Origin of the sequence: Mesorhizobium sp. M1312, from assembly GCF_040318115.1 — a bacterium.
GTDB lineage: Bacteria > Pseudomonadota > Alphaproteobacteria > Rhizobiales > Rhizobiaceae > Mesorhizobium.
Genome location: NZ_JAMYLQ010000024.1, coordinates 55,950 through 79,806 on the forward strand (window position 1 = coordinate 55,950; position 23,857 = coordinate 79,806).

The window sequence follows — 23,857 nt, forward strand, 5'->3', positions numbered from 1 at the left end:
TGATGACATTCCATTCACTCAGGACACGGGAAAAATTACACCTAGCTCGGATTTCGGCGGCGGTGCTGATCGCAATCAGCTTGTCTGCCTTCGCGGTCGCTGCGGCGGAAGCGGCAAATGCAGCGGAAGCGGCAAAGAAATTCTTCGACGCTTACCGCGATCGGAAAGTAGACGCCATGACCACTCTTTTTACCGAGAATGCCACGTTCGTCTACGTGCCTTTCGGTGACGCTGGTTCCGGCAATGTCCTCAAAGATGGCGTGCCGGTCTGGCGGACCCTGATCGATGCTTTCCCTGACCTGCGCAACGAGGTTAGCACAATCTGGGAGGATAAGAGCGGTGACATTGCCTTCGTGGATGTTCACATCGGCGGAAAGCAGACTAAGGACGCGTTTGGTATCACGAACAAAGGCAAGGAGTATTGGTTGCGCCATCTGTTCATTCTGGAAACTAACGAGGAAGGCCGGATCGTCAAGATCACGAGCTTTTGGGACAACGCCACTTGGTACACTCAGCTCGGCAAGACCAGCCTAGAGTGATCGCGGGTCGCGCTCTGTTGCGCTCGAATGAGCCACATAACGACCCCGGCCGAAACGGCGCGATCCATCCAAGCCCAGGAAGCCGCGCCGGGTCGCTCGTCCCGAAGTAGCGCGTCAAGTCCAATCACTAGATGTCTGGATTGAGTGCGGATCACGATTTTCGCAAGTGAGACCACGACGGTCTTGATATGGCGCCGCCTGCGCGTTCCGATCGGCGACACGGAAGGCAGAAAACCACCCTGAGCTGCCCTACGCGTCGGGTGGCAAACGTCAGGCTTCACCATCTGGCGGCGGCGAGCGAGCCTCAGTTCTTCGGCCGCGGTGGTTCCAGGATGCCCATGGCCGGCAGAGCATGCCGCTGAGCAGGAAGAACAGGAATGCGCCCACGGTCCCGCCAGTTGGGCCACGATCGATGCTTGCGTGGCTATTTCCCGAGGACTTCCAGCGTGTCAGCGACGAAGCTCCAGCCGTCCTGCGTGACCACGAATTCCTGCGCGCTCTCGTTGACGGTCAGGTAGCCCTTCTTGACGAGCGCACCTGCGACCCAGACGTCCGGCCGGAAATAGGTCCCGTGCATCTCGATGCCGCGCAGCGGGATGCGTCCGCCGGAGAAGACGAGGTAGGCCATGAACAGCGCCCGCGTGCGCGGCGTGTCCCTCTTAGAGTCATTGTTGTCTTGACCCCAGTTGCCGTAGTCGGCGAGGTCCTCGTAGGGGAATTGGTTGAAACTCTTCGCCGAAGAGGGCTTGCCGTCGATGGCGACCGCCAGCGCGTCGATGATCCTCGTCGCAGTGTCCTTCTCGATTTCCAGCATGCCTTGCCACCCCTTGTCGCTCTCGCCGCCGCCGACGAGTCTCGATGTAGCACAACATGGAGGCATCCCGAATGCTGACCTTCTCCGCAAGGTCTGTGTGCGTCACGCCCGACTCGCCCGAACGCTCAGCCACCGATCATCGGGCTTTCCGATGCACCGACGTACCTGGCTGACGATCCAGCCGGCGTCTGTGAGTGCGGACCGCAGGGCAGACTCGCGCCAGTACGTCTCGACGTAGCGCCGAGGCGCTGCAGCGCTGCCGTGTGTGGACACATCCTCGCCATCGCCGTCTCTAACCGAGGCGTGCAGTCGGCCACCGGGCCGGGTCGCCTCGGCAAGCCGTCCAAGCACCGTGCCGAAATCCTCGCGCGCGACGTGAATCAGGCAGGCACAGGCCCAGATCCCGTCGTACGGCGTGCCGGGACGCTGCGGGTCGGCCAAGTCTTCGGTCAGCGGGTCCAACAGGTCGGCCTCGAAGCCACTCTCGCGAAGCAGTTCGACGAAACCCTTTGAAATGTCGGTGCGTCGGACGCTAATCCCCCGCCTCTCAAGCTCAAGTGCATCTCGCCCGCCACCGCTTCCGATCTCCAGCACCCTGCCAGAGGCACCCAGCTCGGTCACGAACGCATCGATCTCTGTCGCGACCCATTCTGGCATCGCCGCGGCCTCGGCAGCGTACTCCGCCGCGACCGTATCATAGGACCGCACGGTATCCCGGTCGGTGCTCATCCTAGCGCTCCTCCTTCAAGACAAGAGGCCCGATGAGCGAGAGGCCCATCAGCCCGTTGCGCCCTCACACTTTCGGTCGTTGGTGACATCGCGGGCGATTTGCTTCCCAGCATTAGCAGAAGTACGATCTGAGACACTACCGATTGCCCATGGCTGCCGGGCGGCAATGCGCCTGATATAGGCCATAGCGATCAGTTTTCGCTTTTCCTGAAGCAGACATGGCGGGATGCATTCGACTAGTTTCGCGCCGGTTCTACCCTGGCCGAAGATGATCCGCCTGTACTTGGCTCGAACACGTCGTGACATCTGCTCCCCTTGAAATGTCCTCAATTGGGTATGGCTTTTGAGCCGATTGAGGACAGCCGAGTCTCCGGCACGCGCCCGTCACTGCTAGTGCGTTCGGCGGTGACGGACGAAGTAGCCCTCCTTTTCGAGGTCGATCCCCGTCAACCTATCAACCAGCGCACGAAAACGGTTCTCTGCCCTACACGTCGGGTAGCAAGCGTGAGGCTTCACCATCTAGCGGCGGCGAGCGAGCGTCAATTCTTCGGGCGCGGGGGCTCCAGGATCAGCCATTTGATGATGCCCATAGCCGGCAACACCCAGAGCATGCCGCTGAGCAGGAAGAACAGGAAATGCGCCCAAGGTCCCGATTCCGCCAGTTGGGCAACCGCCACGATCGATGCGACCAGCGCATAGACGATGACCAGCGCCACCAGCAGGAATGTTCCGATCAGCTTCTTCAGGCGAATGGGCATTTCGCGATCCCGTTGATCCCTATCGCTTAGGCCCAACGGGAGAGGCACGCAACCCGCAAGAAGCGGCGCGACGGCGTGCCGCGCTATCCAGTCTTGCCAGCGGGGTTGCGATGGTTCACCAATCCGCGACTGCAACCTGCCGGGACAAGCCTATGGCTGCCATATCAGCTGCCGCGCCTTTCGTGGCCCGCGACCGCGACCTGCGCAACCGGGCGCTGGTGCGCGGCTGGCTCTACGTCGTGCTTCTGGTGGTGTTCGTACTGGTGCTGGTCGGCGGCGCCACCAGGCTCACGGAGTCCGGCCTGTCGATCACCGAATGGAAGCCGATCCACGGCATCATCCCGCCGCTCAACGACGCCGAATGGCAGGAGGAATTCCAGCGCTACCAGCAGATCCCGCAATATGCCGAGCTTAACAAAGGCATGAGCATCGACGCGTTCAAGTCGATCTTCTGGTGGGAATGGGTGCACCGGATCCTGGCGCGCGGTGTCGGCGTGATTTTTGCCGTGCCGCTGGTATTTTTCTGGGCGACGCGCCGCATCGAACGCGGCCTTGGGCCAAAGCTGATCGGCATCCTCGTCCTCGGCGGCCTGCAGGGCGCGATCGGCTGGTGGATGGTGGCGTCCGGACTGGTCGACCGGGTCTCCGTCAGCCAGTACCGGCTGGCGACGCATCTGACGCTGGCCGCGCTGATCTTCACCGCGACCATGATGGTCGCGCGTGGATTGGCCCCACACTCCGAGCCCGCCGCTGACCGTTCGACGCAGCGTCTGGCCTGCTTTCTGGTGCTGCTGGCGCTGATCCAGATCTATCTCGGCGGGCTGGTCGCCGGGCTCGATGCCGGCCTGAGCTACAACACGTGGCCGCTGATGGACGGCAAGCTCATCCCCGACGATCTGTTGATCCTCGAGCCGGCATGGCGCAATTTCTTTGAGAGCCCGAAGACGGTTCAGTTCATCCACCGGCTCGGCGCCTACGCGATCTTCGGCGCAGCTCTTTGGCACATGATCGCGACGCACCGCCGCCAGCCCGGCACGACGCATGCGCGCCGCGCGACGTTGTTGTTTCTGATGGTGCTGGGGCAGGCCTTGATCGGCATCGGCACGCTGCTGATGCATGTGCCGCTGCACATGGCGCTGACGCATCAGGCATTCGCGCTAGTCCTGCTGGGGTTTGCCGCAGCGCATTGGCGCGGCACCAAAGGCGCTTATCCGCTGCCCAACCAGATCGCCGTCAGAGGCTGAGCCGCACCGCCCTGACCGCCGCGGCAATGGACAATTCGCGGCTTTCCTCGATCGCGTTGCCGTCTTCATGATGCCATAATGCCGACAGGCAGCCATAGGCGATGGCGTGATCCAGAATGGCTGGCGGCGTTTGGCCGAGCGTCGTGGCGAAGATCTCGGCCATGTGGGCAATCCGGCCGGGGATCACGGCAAAGATCGTCGCGCTCGAGCGGGTTGTAGAACATGTTCGCCGCATCGAAGCCGGGATCGCCAAGAAGGCCCTTCGGGTCGATCGCCAGCCAGCCGCGCGGTCCCTGCATGATGTTGTCGTGGTGCAGGTCGCCATGCAGCGGCAGCACGTCGACAGGATCGGCCAACAGCCGCTCCGCGGTCGCAGCCGCTTCGACATAGAGGCTCTTTTCGCCGGCGTCGCGATCGATCTTCGCCTTCTTGAACAGGCTGGAAAACCGTAGCCGCAGCGGCTGCAGATCCGGTGGGGCAGGGTGGTCGGATGGCGAGAACAGTCTTGCCATCACTTCGGCCGCGATTGCTGTAGCGGCATTGTCTCCCTGCTCCAAGAGAACTTGTGACAGCAGGGTTTCGCCGGCAAATTCGAGCAGCATGCAGTGGCCGTCGCGGCCGAGCAGCCGCACTGCGCCTTCGCCGCGCCGCCAGGCGAGGAAATGCTCGCCGCGCAACTCGTCTTCGACGTCGTCGAAAGCTTTGAGGGCCTTGACGACCGCCGGCGAGCCGTCCGCGCGAAAAACCTTCCAGATGCGGCTGCTGAACGTCTCGGCAATCAGTTCTGGCGCGCTGACCTTCCAGCGTTTCGGAAATGCCGGAGCGTCCATTCAGTGCTTGAGGCCGAGCATCAGATCCATGTTCTGCACGGCAGCACCCGAGGCGCCCTTGCCGAGATTGTCGTAGACGGCGAGCAGCAGCGCCTGGGCCCTGTCGTCATTGGCGAAGACATAGAGCTTCATCCGGTTGGTGCCGTTGTAGATTTCCGGATTGATCTCCGGCACGCGCTCCAGTTGCTCATAGGGGGCCACTTCCACCACGCCGCCATCGATGGCGGCGAAATGGTCGGCGATCGCCGCATGAAGTTCGGCGCCGGTCGGCACATAGTCGAGGCCGCCGAGCTGCAGCGGCACCACTGTGATCATACCTTGCGCGAAATTCCCGACCGCCGGCTGCATGATCGGGTCATGCGACAGCTTCGCATAGGTCCTGAGCTCCGGCACATGCTTGTGCTGCAGGGTCAGCCCGTAGGGCAGAAATTCCGAGGCATCCTCGCCCTTGGCGACATAGTCCTCGATCATCGGCCGGCCGCCGCCCGAATAGCCCGATATGCCGTTGACGGTGACCGGAAAATCCGGCGGCAACAGCCCGGCCGCCACCAGCGGCCTGAGCGTCGCGATCGGGCCTTGCGGCCAGCAGCCCGGATTGGCGACGCGCTTCGCCGAAGTGATTTTCCGCGCCTGATCCTTGTCCATTTCGGCGAAACCATATTCCCAACCTTCGGCCACGCGATGCGCGGTCGAGGCGTCGATGACCTTGGTGGGGTCGTTGGTTATCAGCGAGACGCTTTCTTTCGCGGCTGCGTCCGGCAGGCACAGGATCGCGACATCGGCGGCGTTGAGGAACTCGGCTCTAGCTGCCGGTTCCTTGCGGCGCTCGCTCGGAATGGAGATGATCTCCAGGTCGCCGCGCTCAGCAAGCAGTGCCCTGATCTGGAGACCGGTGGTGCCGTGCTCGCCGTCGATGAAGATTTTCGGTTTCATTACCTGCCTGAATTCCTGTTGTCTCAGTTAGATGCCGCTTGCCTGATTCAATGCCGCAACGGCGTGATTGCCGCTGTTCAGCTCTTCGAGTCGAGCCTTTCGTTCCGCCAGGAGCCCAAGATAGTGCATGGCCACCGTCGAGCCGGCAATCGCTGTTATATCGGCGTGATCATAGGCCGGCGCAACCTCCACGACGTCGGCGCCGACGATATCGACCTGATTGATCTGGCGCAGCACCGACAGGATTTTTGCCGAAGACGGCCCGCCGGCGACCGGCGTGCCGGTGCCGGGCGCGAAGGCCGGGTCCAGGCAATCGATATCGAAGGTGACATAGGCCTTCTTGCCACCAGTGCGGTCCACGATGGCATAGGCGATATCGGACGCGCGCATGTCCTCGACTTCGTGGCCGTACAGGATCTTGATGCCGAAGGTGTCGGGCGCATGGGTGCGGATGCCGATCTGGATCGAACGGTCGGGATCGATAATGCCCTCCTTGACCGCACGGCCGACGAAGGAGCCGTGATCGATGCGCTTGCCATCGTCCGGCCAGGTGTCCTGGTGGGCGTCGAACTGCACCAGAGCCAGCGGGCCGTGGATGGCGGCATGCGCCTTGAGCAGCGGCCAGGTGACGAAATGGTCGCCGCCGAGCGATAGCAGGAAGGCGCCGGATTTCAGGATCTTCGCCGCCTCGCGCTCGATTGTCCCTGGCGTCTTCTGGTGATTGCCGCTGTCGAGCAGGCAATCGCCATAGTCGACCACGGCAAGCTGTTCGAACAGATCGCGCGAGAACGGATATTGCGGATCGTTGTCGAGGATGGTCGAGGCGCGGCGAATCGCCTGCGGCCCGAAACGCGCGCCCGGCCGGTTGGTGACGGCGGCGTCGAAAGGGATGCCCCACACCACCGCGTCCGCGCCCTTCACGTCCTTCGTGTATTTGCGTCGCATGAACGACAGCGCGCCGGCATAGGTCGGCTCGAAGGACGCACCCGTCCTGGCCCGGGCGGTGAAGGCGTGGTCGATGTTGCTGTTCGGCATGAAGCGATCTCCTGTGCGTCGAGGCGCAACCTTATTGGATATAATTCTCAGAAATGCGACCCCTTCCGAGGCCATGGCCATTCGCGCTCGGTCACAAATTCTTGCTTGCCAGGTGAGCCCGCATGGCAAACCCGGAAATTGCGTAGGTAAGCATGAATGCAACCGAAAGTAGATAGCCGTCGCCGGATGGGATGGTGTCGGCCGCGGAGCGGAACAGATACGGGCGCGCCAAGCCGGCCCACCGACCGCCAGGACGGCGGCATCGATCTCGGCAAGCTGATTGCCGGCGACCTGCTGATTGCCGTCGGTTCGAGGTTTCAGAACGGCCGCTTTAGCCGGCATTGACCGGACTTTCCAGCATTTGCGAAGCCGGCTTCGTTCACCAGGCTGTCACGTGCGTCGCTTAACCGGGTGCCCATCCGGTACGGAGCGATTCTCATGCGAACGACCTGGCTGAACCTTCTGCTTTCCGCCGCCTTGGTGCTCTTCACAGGCACGGCATCGGCAGCCGAAACACGCGCCAGACAGATTCTCGACCGTTTCGAACACGCCAATCAGTGGCGCGATCATGTGATGGTGGCGGCACACCGCGCCGGCAGCATGCAAGCGCGCAAGTCGCTTCATGCGGAGAACTCGATCGCCGCCGTCGAGGCATCGATCGCGCTTGGCGCCGAAATCGTCGAGGTCGACCTCAGGCGCTCAAAGGACGGCCAGTTCGTCATCATGCATGACAGCTGGCTCGACCGCACGACGAATTGCAAGGGCGAGGTGATCAAGCGCACGCTGGCCGAACTCAAAACTTGCAGACTGGTGATCGAAGGCACCGGCGCTGTCACCGATGAGCCGGTTTCGACGCTGCGCGAAATGCTGATGGCGACCAAGGACAGGATACTCATCAACATCGACAACAAGCTCGATGTCGACAGCCTGGCCGGCATGATCGCGGTCGCGCGCGATCTGGGCATGGCCGAACAGGTGATCGTCAAGGAGAACCTGTGGAATCCGGCCAGGATCACCACTGTCAAAGCCGCCATGGGCGCGATCGGCAGTGGTTTCCAGTTCATGCCGATTATCGCCGATGACGCGGTTCGCGACGCCGGTTTCGCCGAGAAAGTCAGCGGGATCTTTTCGCCGCGCGCGGTCGAGATGATCAACTGGCGCGCGGGATCAGAGACGCTGACCGAGACCGGCGGTCCGCTGTTCAGCCCCCGCATGCGCGCGGCGGCGATAAGGGGCGACTGGCACATCTGGGCCAATACCTACGCCATCGTCAACAAGCCGGGCGGCTTCCTTGCCGGCGGTCGTGGCGACGAACTGGCGGTGCTCGCCAGTCTGCCGCGCGAGACCTACGGCTTCTGGGCCAAGCGCGGCGCCACCATCATCCAGACCGACGAGCCGAAAGCGGCGATCCACTGGCTGACGGCGAACGGCTACCGCGTGCCTTATTCTGATGAGACGCGGCCGGCGGAGCCGGCGAACACCGCAAGCATCAACTAGTTCCTCTGCACAGGGGATTTGGTTCTTTGACTGACGGTCGCGCTGCCGGCCGGCCTGCAGCTGCCAATCTCCAACCTCTGCGATTAACCGTAAGCCCCCGCGCCTTCGTCATCCTAGGCCGAAGCAAGGAGCGAAGCGACGCGGCGTAGACCCTAGGATCCATGCCGTTAACCAAGCCGAAGAATGCAGCGGCCAAGAACGGCACTTGTACCGCAACTGCGCTCGTTACCCTTCCACCATGACCGGCTATGCCTATATGACCGCAAGCCAGAAGCGCGGCACGATCTACATCCGCGTCACTAATGATCTCGGCCGCCGCATGCCGGAGCACAAATCCGGCCAAGGCTCGCGCTTCACCAGCCGCTACGGCGTGCAGCGTCTGGTCTGGTACGAGGAGCATTTTTGACATTCGTGACGCCATCCAGCGCGAGAAGTCGCTGAAGCGTTGGCCGCGCCAATGGAAGATCGAGCTGATCGAGAAGACCAATCCAGAGTGGTTCGAGCTTTTTCGTGGTACCGGGTGGTAGGCGTTCGGTTCTGAGCCGCTGCATTCTTCGGCTGAGGTAACGGTATGGATCCCAGGGTCTGCGCCGCGTCGCTTCGCTCCTTGCTCCGCCCTCGGATGACGAAGCGGAGGGGTGTTTCGGCTACGCTCCAAGGTTTGCGAGTTTGCGCTGGGGTTGGCTCGCAGGGCTACAAGAGCAGGCGACCTTTCGCCCTTCAAAGTACCGGCCGATCGGCCTTGAATTTGGGCCATGTTAGTAATCGCCAAAAGAAAAGGCCGCCCGGAGGCGGCCTTTTCGAATGTTTGAAGCTGCGCAGTGCTTAGCGCTTCGAGAACTGGAACGAGCGGCGGGCCTTCGCCTTGCCGTACTTCTTGCGCTCGACGACGCGGCTGTCACGGGTCAGGAAGCCGCCCTTCTTGAGCACGCCGCGCAGCGCCGGCTCGTAATAGGTCAGCGCCTTGGAGATGCCGTGGCGCACGGCACCGGCCTGGCCGGAAAGGCCGCCGCCAATGACCGTGGCTACGATGTCGTACTGGCCGGCGCGGTTGGCGGCGATGATCGGCTGGTTGAGGATCATCTGCAGGACCGGACGCGCGAAATATTCGGCGAACACCTTGTCGTTGACGACAATCTTGCCGGAGCCGGGCTTCACCCAGACACGCGCGATGGCGTTCTTGCGCTTGCCGGTGGCATAGGCGCGGCCCGACTTGTCGAGCTTCTGGACATGGACGGGTGCAGCCGGCTGCGTGTTGGTGTTGCCGGTGGCAGTTCCGAGTTCTGCGAGCGAGGAAAGCTCAGCCATTTTACGAAACCTTCTTGTTCTTGGCGTTCAGCTTGGCCACGTCGAGCGCGACGGGCTGCTGGGCGACATGCGGATGTTCCGTGCCTGCATAGACGCGGAGATTCTTCATCTGGCGACGGCCGAGCGGGCCGCGCGGGATCATGCGTTCGACGGCCTTCTCGACGACACGCTCGGGGAAACGGCCCTCGAGCAGCTGGCGCGCGGTGCGCTCCTTGATGCCGCCAGGGTGGCCGGTGTGCCAGTAATAGACCTTGTCGGTGAATTTCTTGCCGGTGAACACCACCTTGTCGGCATTGATGACGATGACGTTGTCGCCGTCGTCGACATGCGGGGTGAAGGTGGGCTTGTGTTTGCCGCGAAGATGATTGGCGACGACAGTGGCGAGACGGCCAACGACGAGACCCTCGGCGTCGATCAGCACCCACTTCTTCACCACATCCGCAGGCTTCTGCGAAAAGGTTGCCATGGATTATTGCTTTCGGTTCGGACCTTCCCCATCGACGAATGACAAGGAAAGGCGTTTCTTGTTGCTTGGATTGACGCCGAGCGTTCGCCCGCCGCCAATAACAAAACGGCGGCCTTTGCGGGCCGCTGTTCCGTGAGGGCTTATAGGCGAGGGCGGTTTTCGAGTCAAGGCAGGCGAAAAGCCGGGCGGCGGGTAAAATACAGTAAAAACAACCGCTTGCATGAAAGGTATTATTTTACCACATCATTAATCCGTCTCGGCGGGATCGAATAAGTCCCCGTGGCGTGCGCTACCGTGTGTCCCTCCGGCCCGGCGACGATGTCTATATCGAACACCATCAGGCTCTTGCCCAGCTTCAGGATCCGGCAATGGCCGTCGATCGGTCCGGCCTCGGCCTTTCGGACAAAATTGATGTTGAGGTTGGTGGTCACCGAAAGCGCATCCGGCCCGGCATGCGAAAGCACGCAGACATAGCCGCCTATGTCGGCCAGCGTGAACAGCGACGGGCCCGATACGGTCCCGCCGGGGCGCACATGTCGCTCGTCGGCATTCAGGCGCACCGTGCAGCCGCCCGGAAACACCTCGATCGCCTCGTAGAAGGTGAACTGGTCGTTGAGCTGCGGGTAGACGGTCTCCATCAAGGCATTGACTTGCGCCGCGGTCAGCACCGGCTTGAGATTGCTTTGGGCAGGCATAGGCGGTTTCCTGTCTGTGGGGCCGGTATGGGCGCCGGCGGTCCCAAGGCGAGGGTACTTGGCTGAGACCGCACCGCCGAGAAAACACGCCTCAAGGCTGTTCTTCAATCGGCAGCGTGCTAGTTCTTTTGTTCCATGGCCGCGCGTCCGATGTCGCTGGCCGATGAAGAGGTTGGAGAACATGGCTGAAATCGTCGCCATCAAGCCGGCTGTTGCCGAAGGTCCTGTCGTCTCGAGGCTGGACAAGGGCGTCCTGCGCCTGACGCTCAGCAATCCGCCAGCCAATGCGCTGTCGCTGGCGGTGATGGCGGCGCTGATGGCGGAACTTGACCGCGCGAAAGCCGACAGATCCGTCCGCGTCATCATCCTGGCAGCGGCCGGAAAGGTGTTCTGTGCCGGACACGACCTCAAGGAAATGACCGCTCACCGCGGCGATGCCGATCGCGGCAAGGCATTCTTCGAGGAGACGTTTTCCGCTTGCGCGACACTGATGCAGGCGATCGTGCGCCATCCCAGACCGGTGATCGCTGAGGTCGATGGTCTGGCGACGGCGGCCGGGGCACAACTGGTGGCGAGCTGCGATTTGGCGATCGCCTCGCATGAGGCGACCTTCTGCACGCCCGGCGTCAATATCGGCCTGTTCTGCTCGACGCCGATGGTGGCGCTGTCACGCAACGTCTCGCGCAAGCAGGCGATGGAGATGCTTTTGACCGGCGAGACGATCGATGCGGCAACGGCCAAGGAATTCGGCCTGGTCAATCGCGTGGTGCCGCGCGAATATCTGAATCAGATTGTCACCAAATACGCGCAAACCATTGCTGGCAAATCGTCTTTGGTCGTCAAGACCGGCAAGGAAGCTTTTTACGAACAAGCCGAGATGGGGCTGGCCGAGGCCTATGCCTATACCGGCCGCGTCATGGTCGACAACATGCTGGCACGCGACGCGGAAGAGGGCATCGGCGCCTTCATCGGCAAGCGCAAGCCGGAATGGACGGACGACTAGACATGGAACCCCGCATCTCAATCGTCACTATCGCCGTCGACGATCTCGAGCGCGCCACGCGCTTCTACGAGGGGATGGGCCTGACCCGCCATGCCGGCATCACCGACGGCGTCACCTTCTTCCAGATGGGCGGCGTCATTCTCGGCCTGTTTCCGCGCGCAAGCGCCGAAGCGGATTCAGGCGTCACTTTCGGCACGGCGCCGTCGGCGATCTACCTCGCCTACAACACCCGCTCCGACACGGAAGTCGATCACGTGCTTGCGATGGCCGAGAAGGCCGGCGGTCGTATCGTCAAGCCGGCCGGCCGCGCCTTCTGGGGCGGCTGGTACGGTTATTTCGCCGACACGGAAGGTATGTCTGGGAAGTGGCGCACAATCCGGCTTTTCCGATCGCGGAAGACGGCAGCATCTCGCTGCCGGGCTGATCCCTCTTCCAGATGGCATATCGCAAGCAACTGACGCGGCTGAAGGCGCCCTATCTCAAGCGCATCCTGATAGAGCCAGCCCGGGTCGCAGATTGGGAAAAATATCCCTGGAACCTGCCGATCTTTCGCAGCCACGATTTCGAACTGGAATTTACCACGCCCATCACCATCATCGTCGGCGAGAACGGCACCGGCAAATCGACATTGCTCGAGGCGATCGGCGCGCTGGCCGGATATGATGAGGCAGGTGGCGGCAAGGGCTACATGCCCATCGACCACTCCCGCGCCATCGACAAGAGCGGCGCGGCACTGGCGGAAACGCTGCGCGGCCATTGGCTGCCGAAGGTCACCGCCGGCTGGTTCTTCCGCGCCGAATCTTTTTACTCCGTGGCCCGCTATCTCGATCAGGCCGCCATCGACGCCCATGCGGCGCCGCCCGACTTCCTGTCCTGGTCGCATGGCGAGGGTTTCATCCGCTTCTTCGAGGAGCGCTGCCGCCGGCAAGGCATCTACATCCTCGATGAGCCCGAAAGCGCCTTGTCGCCGACGCGGCAGATCGAGCTTCTCAAAATGTTGCGGCGGATGGATCTATCAGGCACGGCGCAAGTGATCATGGCGACGCATTCGCCTCTGCTGATGGCCTGTCCCGGCGCGCGGCTGTTCCGCATCAGCCGGTTCGGCCTCGACCCGACCGATTTTCACGATACCGATCAATTCCGCATGATGCGCAGTTTCTGCAACGACCCGGATGGTTTTCTCGCCGAAGCTCTGTATGAGGACGAGGCATGAACCACGACGCCTACGACAATGCCTATATCGCCGGCATCCTCAATTCGGTGAAGACCGTCGCCATGGTCGGTGCGTCCGCCAATGATGTGCGGCCGAGCTACTTCGTGCTGAAATACCTGCTGGGCAAGGGGTTTTCGGTGTTCCCGATCAACCCGGGACAGGCCGGCAAGGAAATCCTTGGCCGAATGACGTATGCCAGGCTCGCAGATGTTCCCGAGCCGATCGACATGGTCGACGTTTTTCGCGGCTCCGCGGCAGTGCCGGGCGTCGTCGACGAGGTCTTGCGGCTCGATCCGTTGCCGAAAGTCATCTGGATGCAGCTTGGCGTGCGCCATGACGAGGCGGCCGCGCGCGCCGAAGCCGCCGGCATCAAGGTGGTGATGAACCGCTGCCCCAAGATCGAATATGGCAAGCTGTCGGGCGAAATCGGCTGGACCGGCGTCAACTCAGGCGTGCTGTCGTCGAAGAAGCCGCTGATGCGGCCGGGATTCCAGAGCTTCGGCGTTCGCCAGAAGTAGACGGAAAGTTATTCCGGTAATTGGCGCATTTTCTCGTGCCTCGGTCACGGAACGTGCATCGACGGGCATTTTCTTCTTTGCATTCGCCACCGGGCTTCGCCAAGAATGCCCGGCGATTTCCAGAAGGTTCAAAAGGGAGATTTTCGATGACCCGTACGCCCGGTTTCAACACGCTCGCCGTCCATGCGGGTGCCAAGCCCGATCCGGCGACCGGCGCGCGTGCCACGCCGATCTACCAGACGACCTCCTTTGTCTTCGATGATGCCGACCATGCCGCCTCGCTGTTCGGGTTAAAGGCCTTCGGCAACATCTATACCCGGATCATGAATCCGACGCAGGCGGTGCTGGAAGAGCGCATCGCGGCGCTCGAAGGCGGCACGGCAGGGCTGGCCGTGGCGTCGGGCCATGCCGCGCAGGTGCTCGTCTTCCATAATCTGATGCAGCCCGGCGACAATTTCGTCTCCGCGACAAGGCTTTACGGCGGCTCGATCAACCAGTTCGGCCACGCCTTCAAGAATTTCGGCTGGCAGGTGCGCTGGGCCGACACCAACGACATCTCGACCTTCGAGAGCCAGATCGACGAAAAGACCAAGGCGATCTTCATCGAGAGCCTGGCCAATCCGGGCGGTGTCTTCGTCGACATCGAGAAGATCGGCGACATCGCCCGCAAGCACGGCCTGCCGTTGATTGTCGACAACACGCTGGCCTCGCCGTACCTGGTGCGGCCGATCGAGCATGGCGCCGACATTGTCGTGCATTCGCTGACCAAGTTCATCGGCGGCCACGGCAATTCGATCGGCGGCGCGATTGTCGACGGCGGCACCTTCGACTGGTCGAAATCCGGCAAATACCCGATGCTGTCGGAGCCGCGCCCCGAATATGGCGGTCTCGTCCTGCACGAAACCTTCGGCAATTTCGCTTTCGCCATTGCTGCACGCGTGCTCGGTCTGCGCGACATGGGCCCGGCGATCTCGCCCTTCAATGCATTCCTGATCCTGACCGGGCTGGAAACCCTGCCGCTCAGGATGCAGCGCCATTGCGACAATGCGGTCACCGTCGCCGGCTGGCTGTCCAACCACCCAAAGGTGGCCTGGGTGTCGTATCCCGGCCTGCCCAGCGACAAGAACAATGCGCTGCAGAAGAAGTACTCGCCGCTTGGCGCCGGCGCCGTATTCACCTTCGGCCTGAAGGGCGGCTATGCGGCAGGCATCAAATTCGTCGAGGCGCTCGAACTGTTCTCGCACCTCGCCAATGTCGGCGACACCAAGTCGCTGGTCATCCATCCGGCATCGACCACGCATCGGCAGCTGTCCGACGAGCAGAAGGTCGCGGCAGGCGCTGGGCCGGATACGGTCAGGCTTTCGGTCGGCATCGAGGATGTCAACGACATCGTCGCCGATCTGGAACAGGCCCTCGCCAAGATCTGATCCCTGCTGGAAGGAGCTTCCATGAACGCGCCAAAATTCATCTCCATCGGTGTCGACAGCATCGAATCGGAACTTGGCGCGCCGGCGTCGGATCGCCTGATCTCTGGCGATCCGAAATTTCGCACCTGGAATGTCGAGGAACGCGACGGCGGGCTCTATGCCGGCATCTGGGAGGCGACCCCGGGCAAATGGCGCATCGAGTATGACGAGTGGGAGTTCTGCCACATTCTCTCCGGCGTCTCGGTCATATCCGAGGAGGGCGGTGAGGCACGCACCGTCAGGGCCGGCGACAGTTTCGTGCTCAGGCCGGGCTTCAAGGGAAGTTGGGAAGTGCTTGAAACGACGCGCAAGGAGTATGTGATCAATCTTTGATCACCGTCCGGTGTGCACGGCGAGCGTTTCCAGCCCGTGGAAATGATAGGTGTCGCGAAAGCGCGGCTGTTCGGCGAGATGCAGCCGCGGTAGGCGCTCGAACAGGCTCTTCAGCGATACCTGCAATTCGAGCCGGGCAAGCGGCGCGCCGATGCAGAAATGAATGCCGGCGCCGAACGAGACGTTCTTCTGGTCCGCGCGATCCGGCCGAAAGGCGAGGGGCTCAGCAAACGCAGCCGGGTCGTGGTTGGCCATGCCGAGCAGCAGGCCGATCGTCTCGCCCGGCCGCACGATCACGCCTGGCCCGGCCTCAATCTCCTCATAGGCATAGCGCGTGAACATGTGCAGCGGCGCGTCGAAGCGCAGGCATTCCTCGACGGTCGCTGCCGTGGCTTCTGCAGAAACGAAGAAGCGGCGGGGGTCGCCACCTTGCGCGAGGATCGAGCGCACCGCATTGCCGGTCTGGTGAACGGTCGCCTCGTGGCCGGCATTGAGCAGCAGGATGGCCGAGGACACCAGCTCGTCCTCCGAGAGTTTTTGGCCACCGTCTTGCGCCGAGATCAGCAGCGACAACAGATCGTCGCCGGGTTTCTTCCGCCGGTCCGCGACATAGCCGCGCAGGAAATCGGAAAACTCGCGCGCGGCGCGATTGGCCGTCTCTTCCGTTTCGCGCGTGCGGCCGTGCATGTACATGGCGACCATCTGATGCGACCAGTCGAGCAGTTGCGGCCCCATCTCGACCGGCACGCCGAGCATCTCGGCAATGATGGTGATCGGCAAAGGCGATGCGAAGGCTGGCAGCAGGTCGGCCTGGTCCGGTTCGAAACGGTCGATCAGCTCGTTGGCGAGCGCCTTGACGCGAGGCCTCAGCCGTTCGACGTGACGCGAGACGAAGGCGCGGTTGACCAGCGTTCTGAGCCTGGTGTGAACGGGCGGTTCCAGCTCCAGCATCGAATTGGCCTCGATGCCGTCGAATGCGCTGAGATGGGTGCGGTCCGGGCCGATGCCCCTTCTGTCAGGGATGCCGGCCGGGTTCTGGCGGCCGAAGCGGCGATCGCGCAGCAGCCGGTTGACGTCGTCGAAGCCGCCAAAGCACCAGAAGCCGAACTCTTCCCAGAAGAAGGCGTTCGATGCGCCGTGCATAAAGGCATAGGCCTCATAGGGGTTCTGGTAGAAAGCCGGCTCGTGCGGGTCCAGTCGCACATGGCGGGTCGAGGAATCGAAGGCAAGATAGGTCAGCATCAATTTGGTCATGCCAGACAATTAACGCGGCTTGCCAGCTTGATGCCAGACCGTATGTTGGCCCCCTGCAATCTGATGCGTGTCGCCCAAAAGTGTGATGCGGTTTTGGGATAACGACATGCACAGAAGCGCGTTGAGCCAGCCGAAGCGGCTGCGGAAAGACTGACTTGATGAATGTGATCGTGGTTGGCGCAGGCATTGCGGGGCTTTCGACGGCGTGGTCGCTGGTCAAGGCCGGGCACCGGGTCACGATCGTTGAGCAGGGGTCGATTCCCAATCCGCTTGCTGCTTCGGGCGATCATCATCGCATCATCCGCCGCGCCTATGGTGCAGCGGCGGGCTATGGCCGGCTGATCACCGAAGCCTATCAGACCTGGGACGAAATGTGGGCCGATCTCGGCGAAAACCATCTCGACCCGCGCGGCTTCATCTGCATTTCACGCGAGCCGGGAGACGAAGCCGAGGAATACCGCGAAGGCATGGAAGCCGGGAACTACCCATTCGAACTGTTCGAGCCGGACGCCGCTGTCCAACGCTGGCGGTTCCTGGAGCCCGGCTCGTTCCGCTACGCGTATTTTTCGCCGGACGGCGGTGCGCTGCATTGCCGCAGGATCGCCGCCGGCCTCGCCAAATGGCTGCGCGCCAGCGGCGCCAACGTATACGAAAACAGCAAGGTGGTTGAGGTCGACGCCGGGGCCGGCCGCATCGTGCTTGAAAGCGGCGAGACGATGCAGGCCGACCGCATTGTCGTCACCGCCGGCGCCTGGGTGCTGAAACTGTTTCCGGAACTGGGCGGCCACCTGAAGACCTGGCGCACCGCGCTTGCCTATGTCGAACCGCCGGCGGATCTGAAGGCGGCATGGCAGACAGCCCCGGTCATCCTCAATGTCGGCGGCGCCGTCGACGGCTACGTGATCCCGCCGTCCGGCGGCGCCGGCATGAAATTCGGCTCGGGCCTGCACAGAGTGCCGACCAGCGATGCCGACTGGAACCGCCAGCCGGTGCCGGGCGAGGGCGAGGCGATCCGCAACCTGTTTTCGGCGCCGATCGCCCGCATCGAGGAGTACGGGGTGACCGAAGTCGTCACCTGCGCCTACACATTCACCGCCGATGAGAAGTTCCTGGCTCACCAGAAGGGCAAATGTCTTGTTGTCTCGGCCTGCTCCGGCCATGGTTACAAATTCGGCGCAGCGGTCGGCAGGCGCGTAGCGGCGGCCGTCGGCGACGGCGATATCGCGGGGTTGAAGGCATGGCTAAGGGCGGAGGTGGCCTGAGCTAATACCGGCAATGCTTTGGGATATGCACCCGCCGCCACCTGGTCGAGCCTTCCTGCACCATCACCCGGCGCGCCACCCTCTGGTATGACGGCGCGATCTCAGTGATGCGCCGCCGCTCCGGTCGCACCAGCACTTCTCGGGCAACGCTCTCATACTCGGCTGGGAGGACAACCCGTCGGGTGCGCTCGGGTTCAACGACGATTGTTTCGGCGACACGCGCGTGGCGGGCCCTGCGCCAGACCTTGCACAGCACCTTGCGGCCGTGGATGACGCGCCATTCCCACGCATAGCCGCCATCGTCGACCTTGACCGTGTGGTAGATCCTGCGGGTGATGGCTGGCACGACCTCGTATGTGACGCGGGGCGGTGCGATCTGCTCGACGCGCTCAACCGTGCCATAAATCGGTGGGTCGTAGTCGACCATCTGGCCGCCGGGGCTGACCAGCACGTTTTCATAAACGGTTTCGTAGACAAACGGCCTGTTGACCTGCTCGTAGCAGTCGACGGCGCGTCCGCCGGCAGCCGTTCCGGACACCATGCCGAGAACGGCGAGGCTGGCGATGGCCGAGGAAGCAGTTTTCCTGATCATGGCACTCCCCCTGTTTGAACCTTCAGCGCAAGCTCAACGTTGAATTGTAGGGGAAGCCGCATCGCGGGAAAGCAGTTTCGAGATGTTTCGTTAAGCGACGCGGTTAAGAAACTGCTACGCAGCCGCGCCGCTTGAAGAGCAGCAGATGGCTGCCGGCGTTCGCCTCGGGCGAATTCTGTGCAGAAACCTTGATTCGAGTTAACCGGATGGCTAGGAGGGTCGGCCTTGCGCTAGGGTGAGCCGACATCCTATTTACAGGACAACGATCCAGAACCGATTCTGCCCGACTTGCTAATCTCCCGGCGCCGGAATCCCATCTTCAATAAGGGATAGTCCATGAAGAACCCCGTCGAAACCTACATGAACCTCGTTCCGATGGTGGTCGAACAGACCAATCGCGGCGAGCGGGCCTACGATATTTTCTCGCGGCTCCTGAAAGAGCGCATCATTTTCATCACCGGTCCGGTCGAGGACGGCATGGCGACGCTGGTCTGCGCGCAGCTCCTGTTCCTCGAAGCAGAGAATCCGAAGAAGGAAATCAACCTCTACATTAATTCGCCCGGCGGCGTCGTCACTTCGGGCATGGCGATCTACGACACCATGCAGTTCATCAAGCCAGCGGTGGCGACGCTGTGCATCGGCCAGGCCGCCTCGATGGGCTCGCTGCTTCTCACCGCAGGCGAGAAGGGCATGCGCTTCGCCACGCCGAACGCCCGCATCATGGTCCACCAGCCTTCCGGTGGCTTCCAGGGCCAGGCGTCCGACATCGAGCGCCACGCCCAGGACATCATCAAGCTGAAGCGCCGCCTCAATGAGGTCTATGTCAAGCACACCGGCAAGAGCTACGACGAGATTGAAAAGACGCTCGACCGTGACCACTTCATGACCGCCGACGAGGCGAAGGATTTCGGCCTCATCGACAAGGTCATTTCGTCGCGTGAGCCGATCGAAGGTATTGCCACATAAGCCCGGTGGCAGTTGGATAGTGGGAAAACACGCTTTTGATGCCGCTTGCGGCATTTCGGCCACAATTGGCTGTTCCCTCGACGGGAGCAATTGCCTAGGTTAAGCCTATGTTGATTTTCGACGGCTTAGCTTTGTGCGGGGTTGGTGCGAATCATTGCGACGTTTTCTGATATGTGTTTCGTACGGAATGCGTTGCGGGAGCCGGAATACTGGCGGCGGCGATTTCCCGCGATAGATTGAGATATGCGCCCTTTCAACCAGACCATCGGCGGGCGGCTATGAAAGGACATGAAAATGAGCAAGGTCGGCAACAACGGCGGTGATTCCAAGAACACGCTTTATTGCTCGTTTTGCGGCAAAAGCCAGCACGAAGTCCGCAAGCTGATCGCCGGCCCGACGGTGTTCATCTGCGACGAATGCGTCGAGCTCTGCATGGACATCATCCGCGAGGAGAACAAGACCTCGATGGTGAAGTCGCGCGAGGGCGTGCCGACCCCGCAGGAGATCCTCAAGGTTCTCGACGATTACGTCATCGGCCAGCCCTACGCCAAGCGCGTGCTGTCGGTCGCCGTCCACAACCACTACAAGCGCCTCGCTCATGCCGGCAAGAATAATGACGTCGAGCTGGCGAAGTCCAACATTTTGCTGATCGGCCCGACCGGTTGCGGCAAGACGCTGCTTGCGCAGACGCTCGCCCGCATCATCGACGTGCCGTTCACGATGGCCGATGCGACGACGCTGACCGAGGCAGGCTATGTCGGCGAGGATGTCGAGAACATCATCCTGAAGCTCTTGCAGTCGGCCGACTACAACGTTGAGCGCGCCCAGCGCGGCATCGTCTACATCGACGAAATCGACAAGATCTCGCGCAAGTCGGACAATCCTTCGATCACCCGCGACGTGTCGGGCGAGGGCGTCCAGCAGGCGCTGTTGAAGATCATGGAAGGCACGGTCGCCTCCGTGCCGCCGCAGGGCGGCAGGAAGCATCCGCAGCAGGAATTCCTGCAGGTCGACACCGCCAACATCCTGTTCATCTGCGGCGGCGCCTTCGCTGGGCTGGACAAGATCATCTCGGATCGCGGCCGCAAGACCTCGATAGGCTTCGGCGCCACCGTCGCGTCGCCCGAGGATCGCCGCACCGGCGACGTTTTCCGCCTGGTCGAGCCCGAGGATCTGTTGAAGTTCGGCCTCATTCCCGAGTTCGTCGGCCGGCTGCCGGTCCTGGCGACGCTGGAGGACCTCGACGAGCCGGCGCTGATCCAGATCCTGACCGAGCCGAAGAACGCGCTGGTCAAGCAGTACCAGCGGCTGTTCGAGATGGAGAATGTCGACCTGACCTTCCACGAGAATGCGCTGTCGGCGATCGCCAAGCGCGCTATCGAGCGCAAGACCGGCGCGCGCGGCCTGCGCTCGATCATGGAAGCGATCCTGCTCGACACGATGTTCGAGCTGCCGGCGCTGGAAGGCGTGCGCGAAGTGGTTATTTCGGAAGAGGTGGTGTCCGGCAACGCCAGGCCGCTCTACATCTATTCCGAGCAGAAGGAAAAGAAGGGCAACGTCAGCGCCTGACGTGAGCCTCTGCAGTGGAAATTCTTCAAACGGCGCCGTGAGGCGCCGTTTTGTTTTGCGGACGGCCGACTTGTGATGGACGGATTGTGACAGATTGTGTGATGGACGGATTGTGACAGATTGGATGAACGGTTTCGTGTTGACCCTTGATCTTTGCCCCCCGTGCCTCCAACTAACTGAGGAAGGCCGGGGTGCTGAATTCTGTGCTGTAAAACTCCCGTCACAAACGGTGGTAGGCGGAACGATCCTCGGTCGTTAATATGAGATTCGCGGTTGGCCGATTGGCGGTCGCGATATGAAAGGTTGGACAATGGCCAAAATATCCAAGGCTCCCAGCGACGGCGTCTTCGCAGTCCTCCCACTGCGCGACATCGTGGTGTTCCCGCACATGATCGTTCCGCTCTTCGTCGGGCGTGAAAAGTCGATCAAAGCGCTGGAAGAGGTGATGGGTCAGGAAAAGCAGATCCTGCTTGCGACCCAGATGAATGCCGCCGATGACGATCCCGAGTCCGATGCCATCTTCGACATCGGCACGCTCGCCAATGTGCTGCAATTGCTGAAGCTGCCGGACGGCACCGTGAAGGTGCTGGTCGAAGGCGCCTCGCGCGCGAAAATCGTTTCGTTCACCGACCGTTCCGACTTCCACGAGGCCCACGCCGCGGCATTGGTCGAACCGGATGAGGAAGAGGTCGAGGTCGAGGCGCTGGCCCGTTCCGTCGTCACCGACTTCGAGAACTACGTCAAGCTGAACAAGAAGATCTCGCCCGAAGTGGTTGGTGCCGCCAGCCAGATCGACGACTATTCCAAGCTCGCCGATACGGTTGCCTCGCATCTTGCCATCAAGATCCCCGAGAAGCAGGAGATGCTCGCCACGCTTTCGGTCAAGGAGCGGCTGGAAAAGGCGATGGGCTTCATGGAAGCCGAAATCTCCGTCCTGCAGGTCGAGAAGCGCATCCGTTCGCGCGTCAAGCGCCAGATGGAGAAGACGCAGCGCGAATACTACCTCAACGAGCAGATGAAGGCGATCCAGAAGGAGCTCGGCGAAGGCGAGGACGGCCGCGACGAGGCCGCCGAGATCGAGGCGCGCATCAAGAAGACCAAGCTCTCCAAGGAGGCCCGCGAAAAGGCGGAAGCCGAGCTGAAGAAGCTGCGGACGATGTCGCCGATGTCGGCTGAATCGACCGTCGTGCGCAACTATCTCGACTGGATCCTGTCGATACCGTGGGGCAAGAACTCCAAGGTCAAGCAGGATCTGGCCTTCGCGCAGAACGTGCTCGACACCGACCATTTCGGCCTCGACAAGGTCAAGGACCGCATCGTCGAATATCTCGCCGTGCAGAGCCGCCAGAAGAAGCTGAAAGGGCCGATCCTGTGCCTGGTCGGACCTCCCGGCGTCGGCAAGACCTCGCTCGGCAAGTCGATCGCCAAGGCGACGGGCCGCGAGTTCATCCGCATGGCGCTGGGCGGCGTACGCGACGAGGCCGAAATCCGCGGTCACCGGCGCACCTATATCGGCTCGATGCCCGGCAAAGTCATCCAGTCGATGAAGAAGGCGAAGAAGTCCAACCCGCTCTTCCTGCTCGACGAGATCGACAAGATGGGCCAGGATTTCCGCGGCGACCCGTCGTCGGCCTTGCTTGAGGTGCTCGATCCCGAGCAGAACTCGACGTTCATGGACCACTACCTCGAGGTCGAATACGACCTGTCGAGCGTGATGTTCGTGACGACGGCGAACACGCTGAACATCCCTGCGCCCTTGATGGACCGCATGGAGATCATCCGTATCGCCGGCTACACCGAGGACGAGAAGATCGAGATCGCCAAGCGCCACCTTATGCCCAAGGTGATCCGCGATCATGCGCTGCAGCCGAAGGAGTTCTCCGTCGGCGAGGACGCGATCCGCGGCATCATCCAGACCTACACTCGTGAAGCGGGCGTCAGGAGCCTGGAGCGCGAGCTGATGAAGCTCGGCCGCAAGGCGGTGACCGAGATCCTGAAGACGAAGAAGAAGACGGTCGACATCACGGCGGACAATCTCGCCGATTACCTTGGTGTTCCGCGCTTCCGCTTCGGTCAGGTCGAGGCCGACGATCAGGTCGGCGTTGTCACTGGGCTCGCCTGGACGGAAGTCGGCGGCGAGTTGCTGACGATCGAAGGCGTCATGATGCCAGGTAAGGGCCGTATGACGGTGACCGGCAATCTGCGCGATGTGATGAAGGAATCGATCTCGGCGGCGGCCTCCTACGTCCGCTCGCGGGCTATCGATTTCGGCGTCGAGCCGCCGCTGTTCGACAAGCGCGACATTCACGTCCACGTGCCCGAAGGCGCAACGCCCAAGGACGGACCGTCGGCGGGTGTGGCGATGGCGACGGCGATCGTCTCGGTGCTGACCGGCATTCCGGTCAGGGCCGATGTGGCGATGACCGGCGAGATCACGCTGCGCGGCAGGGTACTGCCGATCGGCGGGCTCAAGGAGAAGCTGCTTGCAGCACTTCGCGGCGGCATCAAGAAGGTGCTGATCCCGGAAGACAACGCCAAGGATCTGGCGGAGATTCCGGACAACGTGAAGAACGGTATGGAGATCGTTCCGGTCGCGCGGGTTGGTGAAGTCTTGCGTCATGCGCTGGTGCGTATGCCGGAGCCGATCGAGTGGGTGGAACCGGTCAATGCGCCGGCTGCGGTGGATGCCGGAGACGACGCCAGCAAGTCTCTAGCTCATTAGCATCCGCTAAAGTTGCAATGCACAAGAGAGAGCCGGGCCTAGCGCCCGGCTTTTTCATGTGAAAAACCCCGGAATTCCGGGGTTTTTTCGACTCTTTTGACGCTTTTCGAC

The 23,857-nt window shown here is 62.0% G+C and carries 22 protein-coding genes and 3 pseudogenes; 14 read left to right on the forward strand and 11 right to left on the reverse strand.

Features of this window, described 5'->3' with window-relative positions:
- Window positions 1–2 precede the first annotated feature (2 nt).
- A complete protein-coding gene (locus NKH36_RS24245; protein WP_352960927.1) occupies window positions 3–539 on the forward strand; it encodes a nuclear transport factor 2 family protein in 537 nt (178 codons plus the stop codon).
- A gap of 424 nt (window positions 540–963) precedes the next feature.
- Here NKH36_RS24245 and NKH36_RS24250 read toward each other — a convergent pair whose 3' ends face one another.
- The 3 genes from NKH36_RS24250 to NKH36_RS24260 form a co-directional block, all read right to left on the reverse strand.
- Window positions 964–1,353: a hypothetical protein gene (locus tag NKH36_RS24250; protein ID WP_352960928.1), complete on the reverse strand. Its 390-nt coding sequence runs from the start codon at window positions 1,351–1,353 to the stop codon at window positions 964–966.
- A gap of 102 nt (window positions 1,354–1,455) precedes the next feature.
- On the reverse strand, window positions 1,456–2,082 hold the full coding sequence (locus NKH36_RS24255; RefSeq protein ID WP_352960929.1) for a class I SAM-dependent methyltransferase: 627 nt from the start codon (window positions 2,080–2,082) through the stop codon (window positions 1,456–1,458).
- Between the two features lie 539 nt (window positions 2,083–2,621).
- Window positions 2,622–2,840 (reverse strand): DUF2842 domain-containing protein, encoded by a 219-nt coding sequence (locus NKH36_RS24260; protein ID WP_029353452.1) that lies wholly within the window; start codon window positions 2,838–2,840, stop codon window positions 2,622–2,624.
- A gap of 152 nt (window positions 2,841–2,992) precedes the next feature.
- Between NKH36_RS24260 and NKH36_RS24265 the strand changes: the two genes are divergently transcribed.
- Window positions 2,993–4,084 carry a COX15/CtaA family protein gene (locus NKH36_RS24265; RefSeq protein WP_352960931.1) on the forward strand — a complete coding sequence of 364 codons (1,092 nt, stop codon included), beginning with the start codon at window positions 2,993–2,995 and terminating at the stop codon, window positions 4,082–4,084.
- Here NKH36_RS24265 and NKH36_RS24270 read toward each other — a convergent pair.
- The 3 genes and pseudogenes from NKH36_RS24270 to speB form a co-directional block, all read right to left on the reverse strand.
- Window positions 4,074–4,914, reverse strand: a pseudogene (locus NKH36_RS24270) (aminoglycoside phosphotransferase family protein). The gene NKH36_RS24265 and the pseudogene NKH36_RS24270 sit on opposite strands and share 11 nt — an antisense overlap.
- The gene (gene argC, locus NKH36_RS24275; protein ID WP_352960932.1) at window positions 4,915–5,847 is read right to left on the reverse strand and encodes an N-acetyl-gamma-glutamyl-phosphate reductase; all 933 of its coding nucleotides are present in this window, start codon (window positions 5,845–5,847) and stop codon (window positions 4,915–4,917) included.
- 27 nt (window positions 5,848–5,874) lie between these two features.
- Entirely contained in the window at window positions 5,875–6,882 is a 1,008-nt protein-coding gene (gene speB / locus NKH36_RS24280; protein ID WP_352960934.1) for an agmatinase, read from the reverse strand.
- A gap of 438 nt (window positions 6,883–7,320) precedes the next feature.
- On the opposite strand from speB, the gene NKH36_RS24285 reads away from it, so the two are divergent.
- Together NKH36_RS24285 and NKH36_RS24290 are read left to right on the forward strand one after the other, a co-directional pair.
- Complete coding sequence (locus NKH36_RS24285; protein WP_352960935.1) at window positions 7,321–8,379, forward strand: glycerophosphodiester phosphodiesterase family protein; 1,059 nt, start codon at window positions 7,321–7,323, stop codon at window positions 8,377–8,379.
- A gap of 238 nt (window positions 8,380–8,617) precedes the next feature.
- Window positions 8,618–8,906: pseudogene (locus NKH36_RS24290) on the forward strand (GIY-YIG nuclease family protein).
- 298 nt (window positions 8,907–9,204) lie between these two features.
- Here the strand turns inward: NKH36_RS24290 and rpsI are convergent.
- The 3 genes from rpsI to NKH36_RS24305 all read right to left on the reverse strand — a co-directional run bounded on the left by rpsI (window position 9,205) and on the right by NKH36_RS24305 (window position 10,848).
- A complete protein-coding gene (rpsI, locus tag NKH36_RS24295) occupies window positions 9,205–9,687 on the reverse strand; it encodes a 30S ribosomal protein S9 (protein WP_027155304.1) in 483 nt (160 codons plus the stop codon).
- Between the two features lies 1 nt (window position 9,688).
- Window positions 9,689–10,153: a 50S ribosomal protein L13 gene (gene rplM, locus NKH36_RS24300; RefSeq protein ID WP_352960937.1), complete on the reverse strand. Its 465-nt coding sequence runs from the start codon at window positions 10,151–10,153 to the stop codon at window positions 9,689–9,691.
- A gap of 230 nt (window positions 10,154–10,383) precedes the next feature.
- Window positions 10,384–10,848 carry a PaaI family thioesterase gene (locus NKH36_RS24305; RefSeq protein WP_352960938.1) on the reverse strand — a complete coding sequence of 155 codons (465 nt, stop codon included), beginning with the start codon at window positions 10,846–10,848 and terminating at the stop codon, window positions 10,384–10,386.
- 181 nt (window positions 10,849–11,029) lie between these two features.
- Between NKH36_RS24305 and NKH36_RS24310 the strand changes: the two genes are divergently transcribed.
- The 6 genes and pseudogenes from NKH36_RS24310 to NKH36_RS24335 all read left to right on the forward strand — a co-directional run bounded on the left by NKH36_RS24310 (window position 11,030) and on the right by NKH36_RS24335 (window position 15,381).
- Window positions 11,030–11,851, forward strand: coding sequence for an enoyl-CoA hydratase (locus NKH36_RS24310; RefSeq protein ID WP_352960939.1), 822 nt, complete (start codon window positions 11,030–11,032; stop codon window positions 11,849–11,851).
- Window positions 11,852–11,853: 2 nt separating this feature from the next.
- Window positions 11,854–12,275, forward strand: a pseudogene (locus tag NKH36_RS24315) (VOC family protein).
- Between the two features lie 12 nt (window positions 12,276–12,287).
- Window positions 12,288–13,064: an AAA family ATPase gene (locus tag NKH36_RS24320; protein WP_352960940.1), complete on the forward strand. Its 777-nt coding sequence runs from the start codon at window positions 12,288–12,290 to the stop codon at window positions 13,062–13,064.
- The gene (locus tag NKH36_RS24325) at window positions 13,061–13,582 is read left to right on the forward strand and encodes a CoA-binding protein (protein ID WP_352960941.1); all 522 of its coding nucleotides are present in this window, start codon (window positions 13,061–13,063) and stop codon (window positions 13,580–13,582) included. Before NKH36_RS24320 ends, NKH36_RS24325 begins: the two co-directional genes overlap by 4 nt.
- Before the next feature lie 146 nt (window positions 13,583–13,728).
- The gene (locus NKH36_RS24330; RefSeq protein ID WP_352960942.1) at window positions 13,729–15,009 is read left to right on the forward strand and encodes an O-acetylhomoserine aminocarboxypropyltransferase; all 1,281 of its coding nucleotides are present in this window, start codon (window positions 13,729–13,731) and stop codon (window positions 15,007–15,009) included.
- Between the two features lie 21 nt (window positions 15,010–15,030).
- Window positions 15,031–15,381: a cupin domain-containing protein gene (locus NKH36_RS24335; RefSeq protein ID WP_352960943.1), complete on the forward strand. Its 351-nt coding sequence runs from the start codon at window positions 15,031–15,033 to the stop codon at window positions 15,379–15,381.
- Here the strand turns inward: NKH36_RS24335 and NKH36_RS24340 are convergent, their stop codons facing one another.
- Entirely contained in the window at window positions 15,382–16,635 is a 1,254-nt protein-coding gene (locus NKH36_RS24340; protein ID WP_352960944.1) for a cytochrome P450, read from the reverse strand. It lies immediately after the preceding gene.
- Between the two features lie 158 nt (window positions 16,636–16,793).
- Between NKH36_RS24340 and NKH36_RS24345 the strand changes: the two genes are divergently transcribed.
- On the forward strand, window positions 16,794–17,897 hold the full coding sequence (locus tag NKH36_RS24345) for an NAD(P)/FAD-dependent oxidoreductase (RefSeq protein WP_352960982.1): 1,104 nt from the start codon (window positions 16,794–16,796) through the stop codon (window positions 17,895–17,897).
- A 1-nt stretch (window position 17,898) separates the two neighbouring features.
- Here the strand turns inward: NKH36_RS24345 and NKH36_RS24350 are convergent, their stop codons facing one another.
- The gene (locus NKH36_RS24350) at window positions 17,899–18,489 is read right to left on the reverse strand and encodes a hypothetical protein (RefSeq protein ID WP_352960946.1); all 591 of its coding nucleotides are present in this window, start codon (window positions 18,487–18,489) and stop codon (window positions 17,899–17,901) included.
- 336 nt (window positions 18,490–18,825) lie between these two features.
- Between NKH36_RS24350 and clpP the strand changes: the two genes are divergently transcribed.
- From clpP to lon, 3 genes are all read left to right on the forward strand, one after another.
- Window positions 18,826–19,455, forward strand: a complete 630-nt coding sequence (gene clpP / locus NKH36_RS24355; protein WP_292515229.1) for an ATP-dependent Clp endopeptidase proteolytic subunit ClpP — start codon at window positions 18,826–18,828, stop codon at window positions 19,453–19,455.
- 294 nt (window positions 19,456–19,749) lie between these two features.
- Window positions 19,750–21,024, forward strand: coding sequence for an ATP-dependent Clp protease ATP-binding subunit ClpX (gene clpX / locus NKH36_RS24360; protein ID WP_029353486.1), 1,275 nt, complete (start codon window positions 19,750–19,752; stop codon window positions 21,022–21,024).
- 310 nt (window positions 21,025–21,334) lie between these two features.
- Window positions 21,335–23,746 (forward strand): endopeptidase La, encoded by a 2,412-nt coding sequence (lon, locus tag NKH36_RS24365; RefSeq protein WP_352960947.1) that lies wholly within the window; start codon window positions 21,335–21,337, stop codon window positions 23,744–23,746.
- Window positions 23,747–23,857 lie beyond the last annotated feature (111 nt).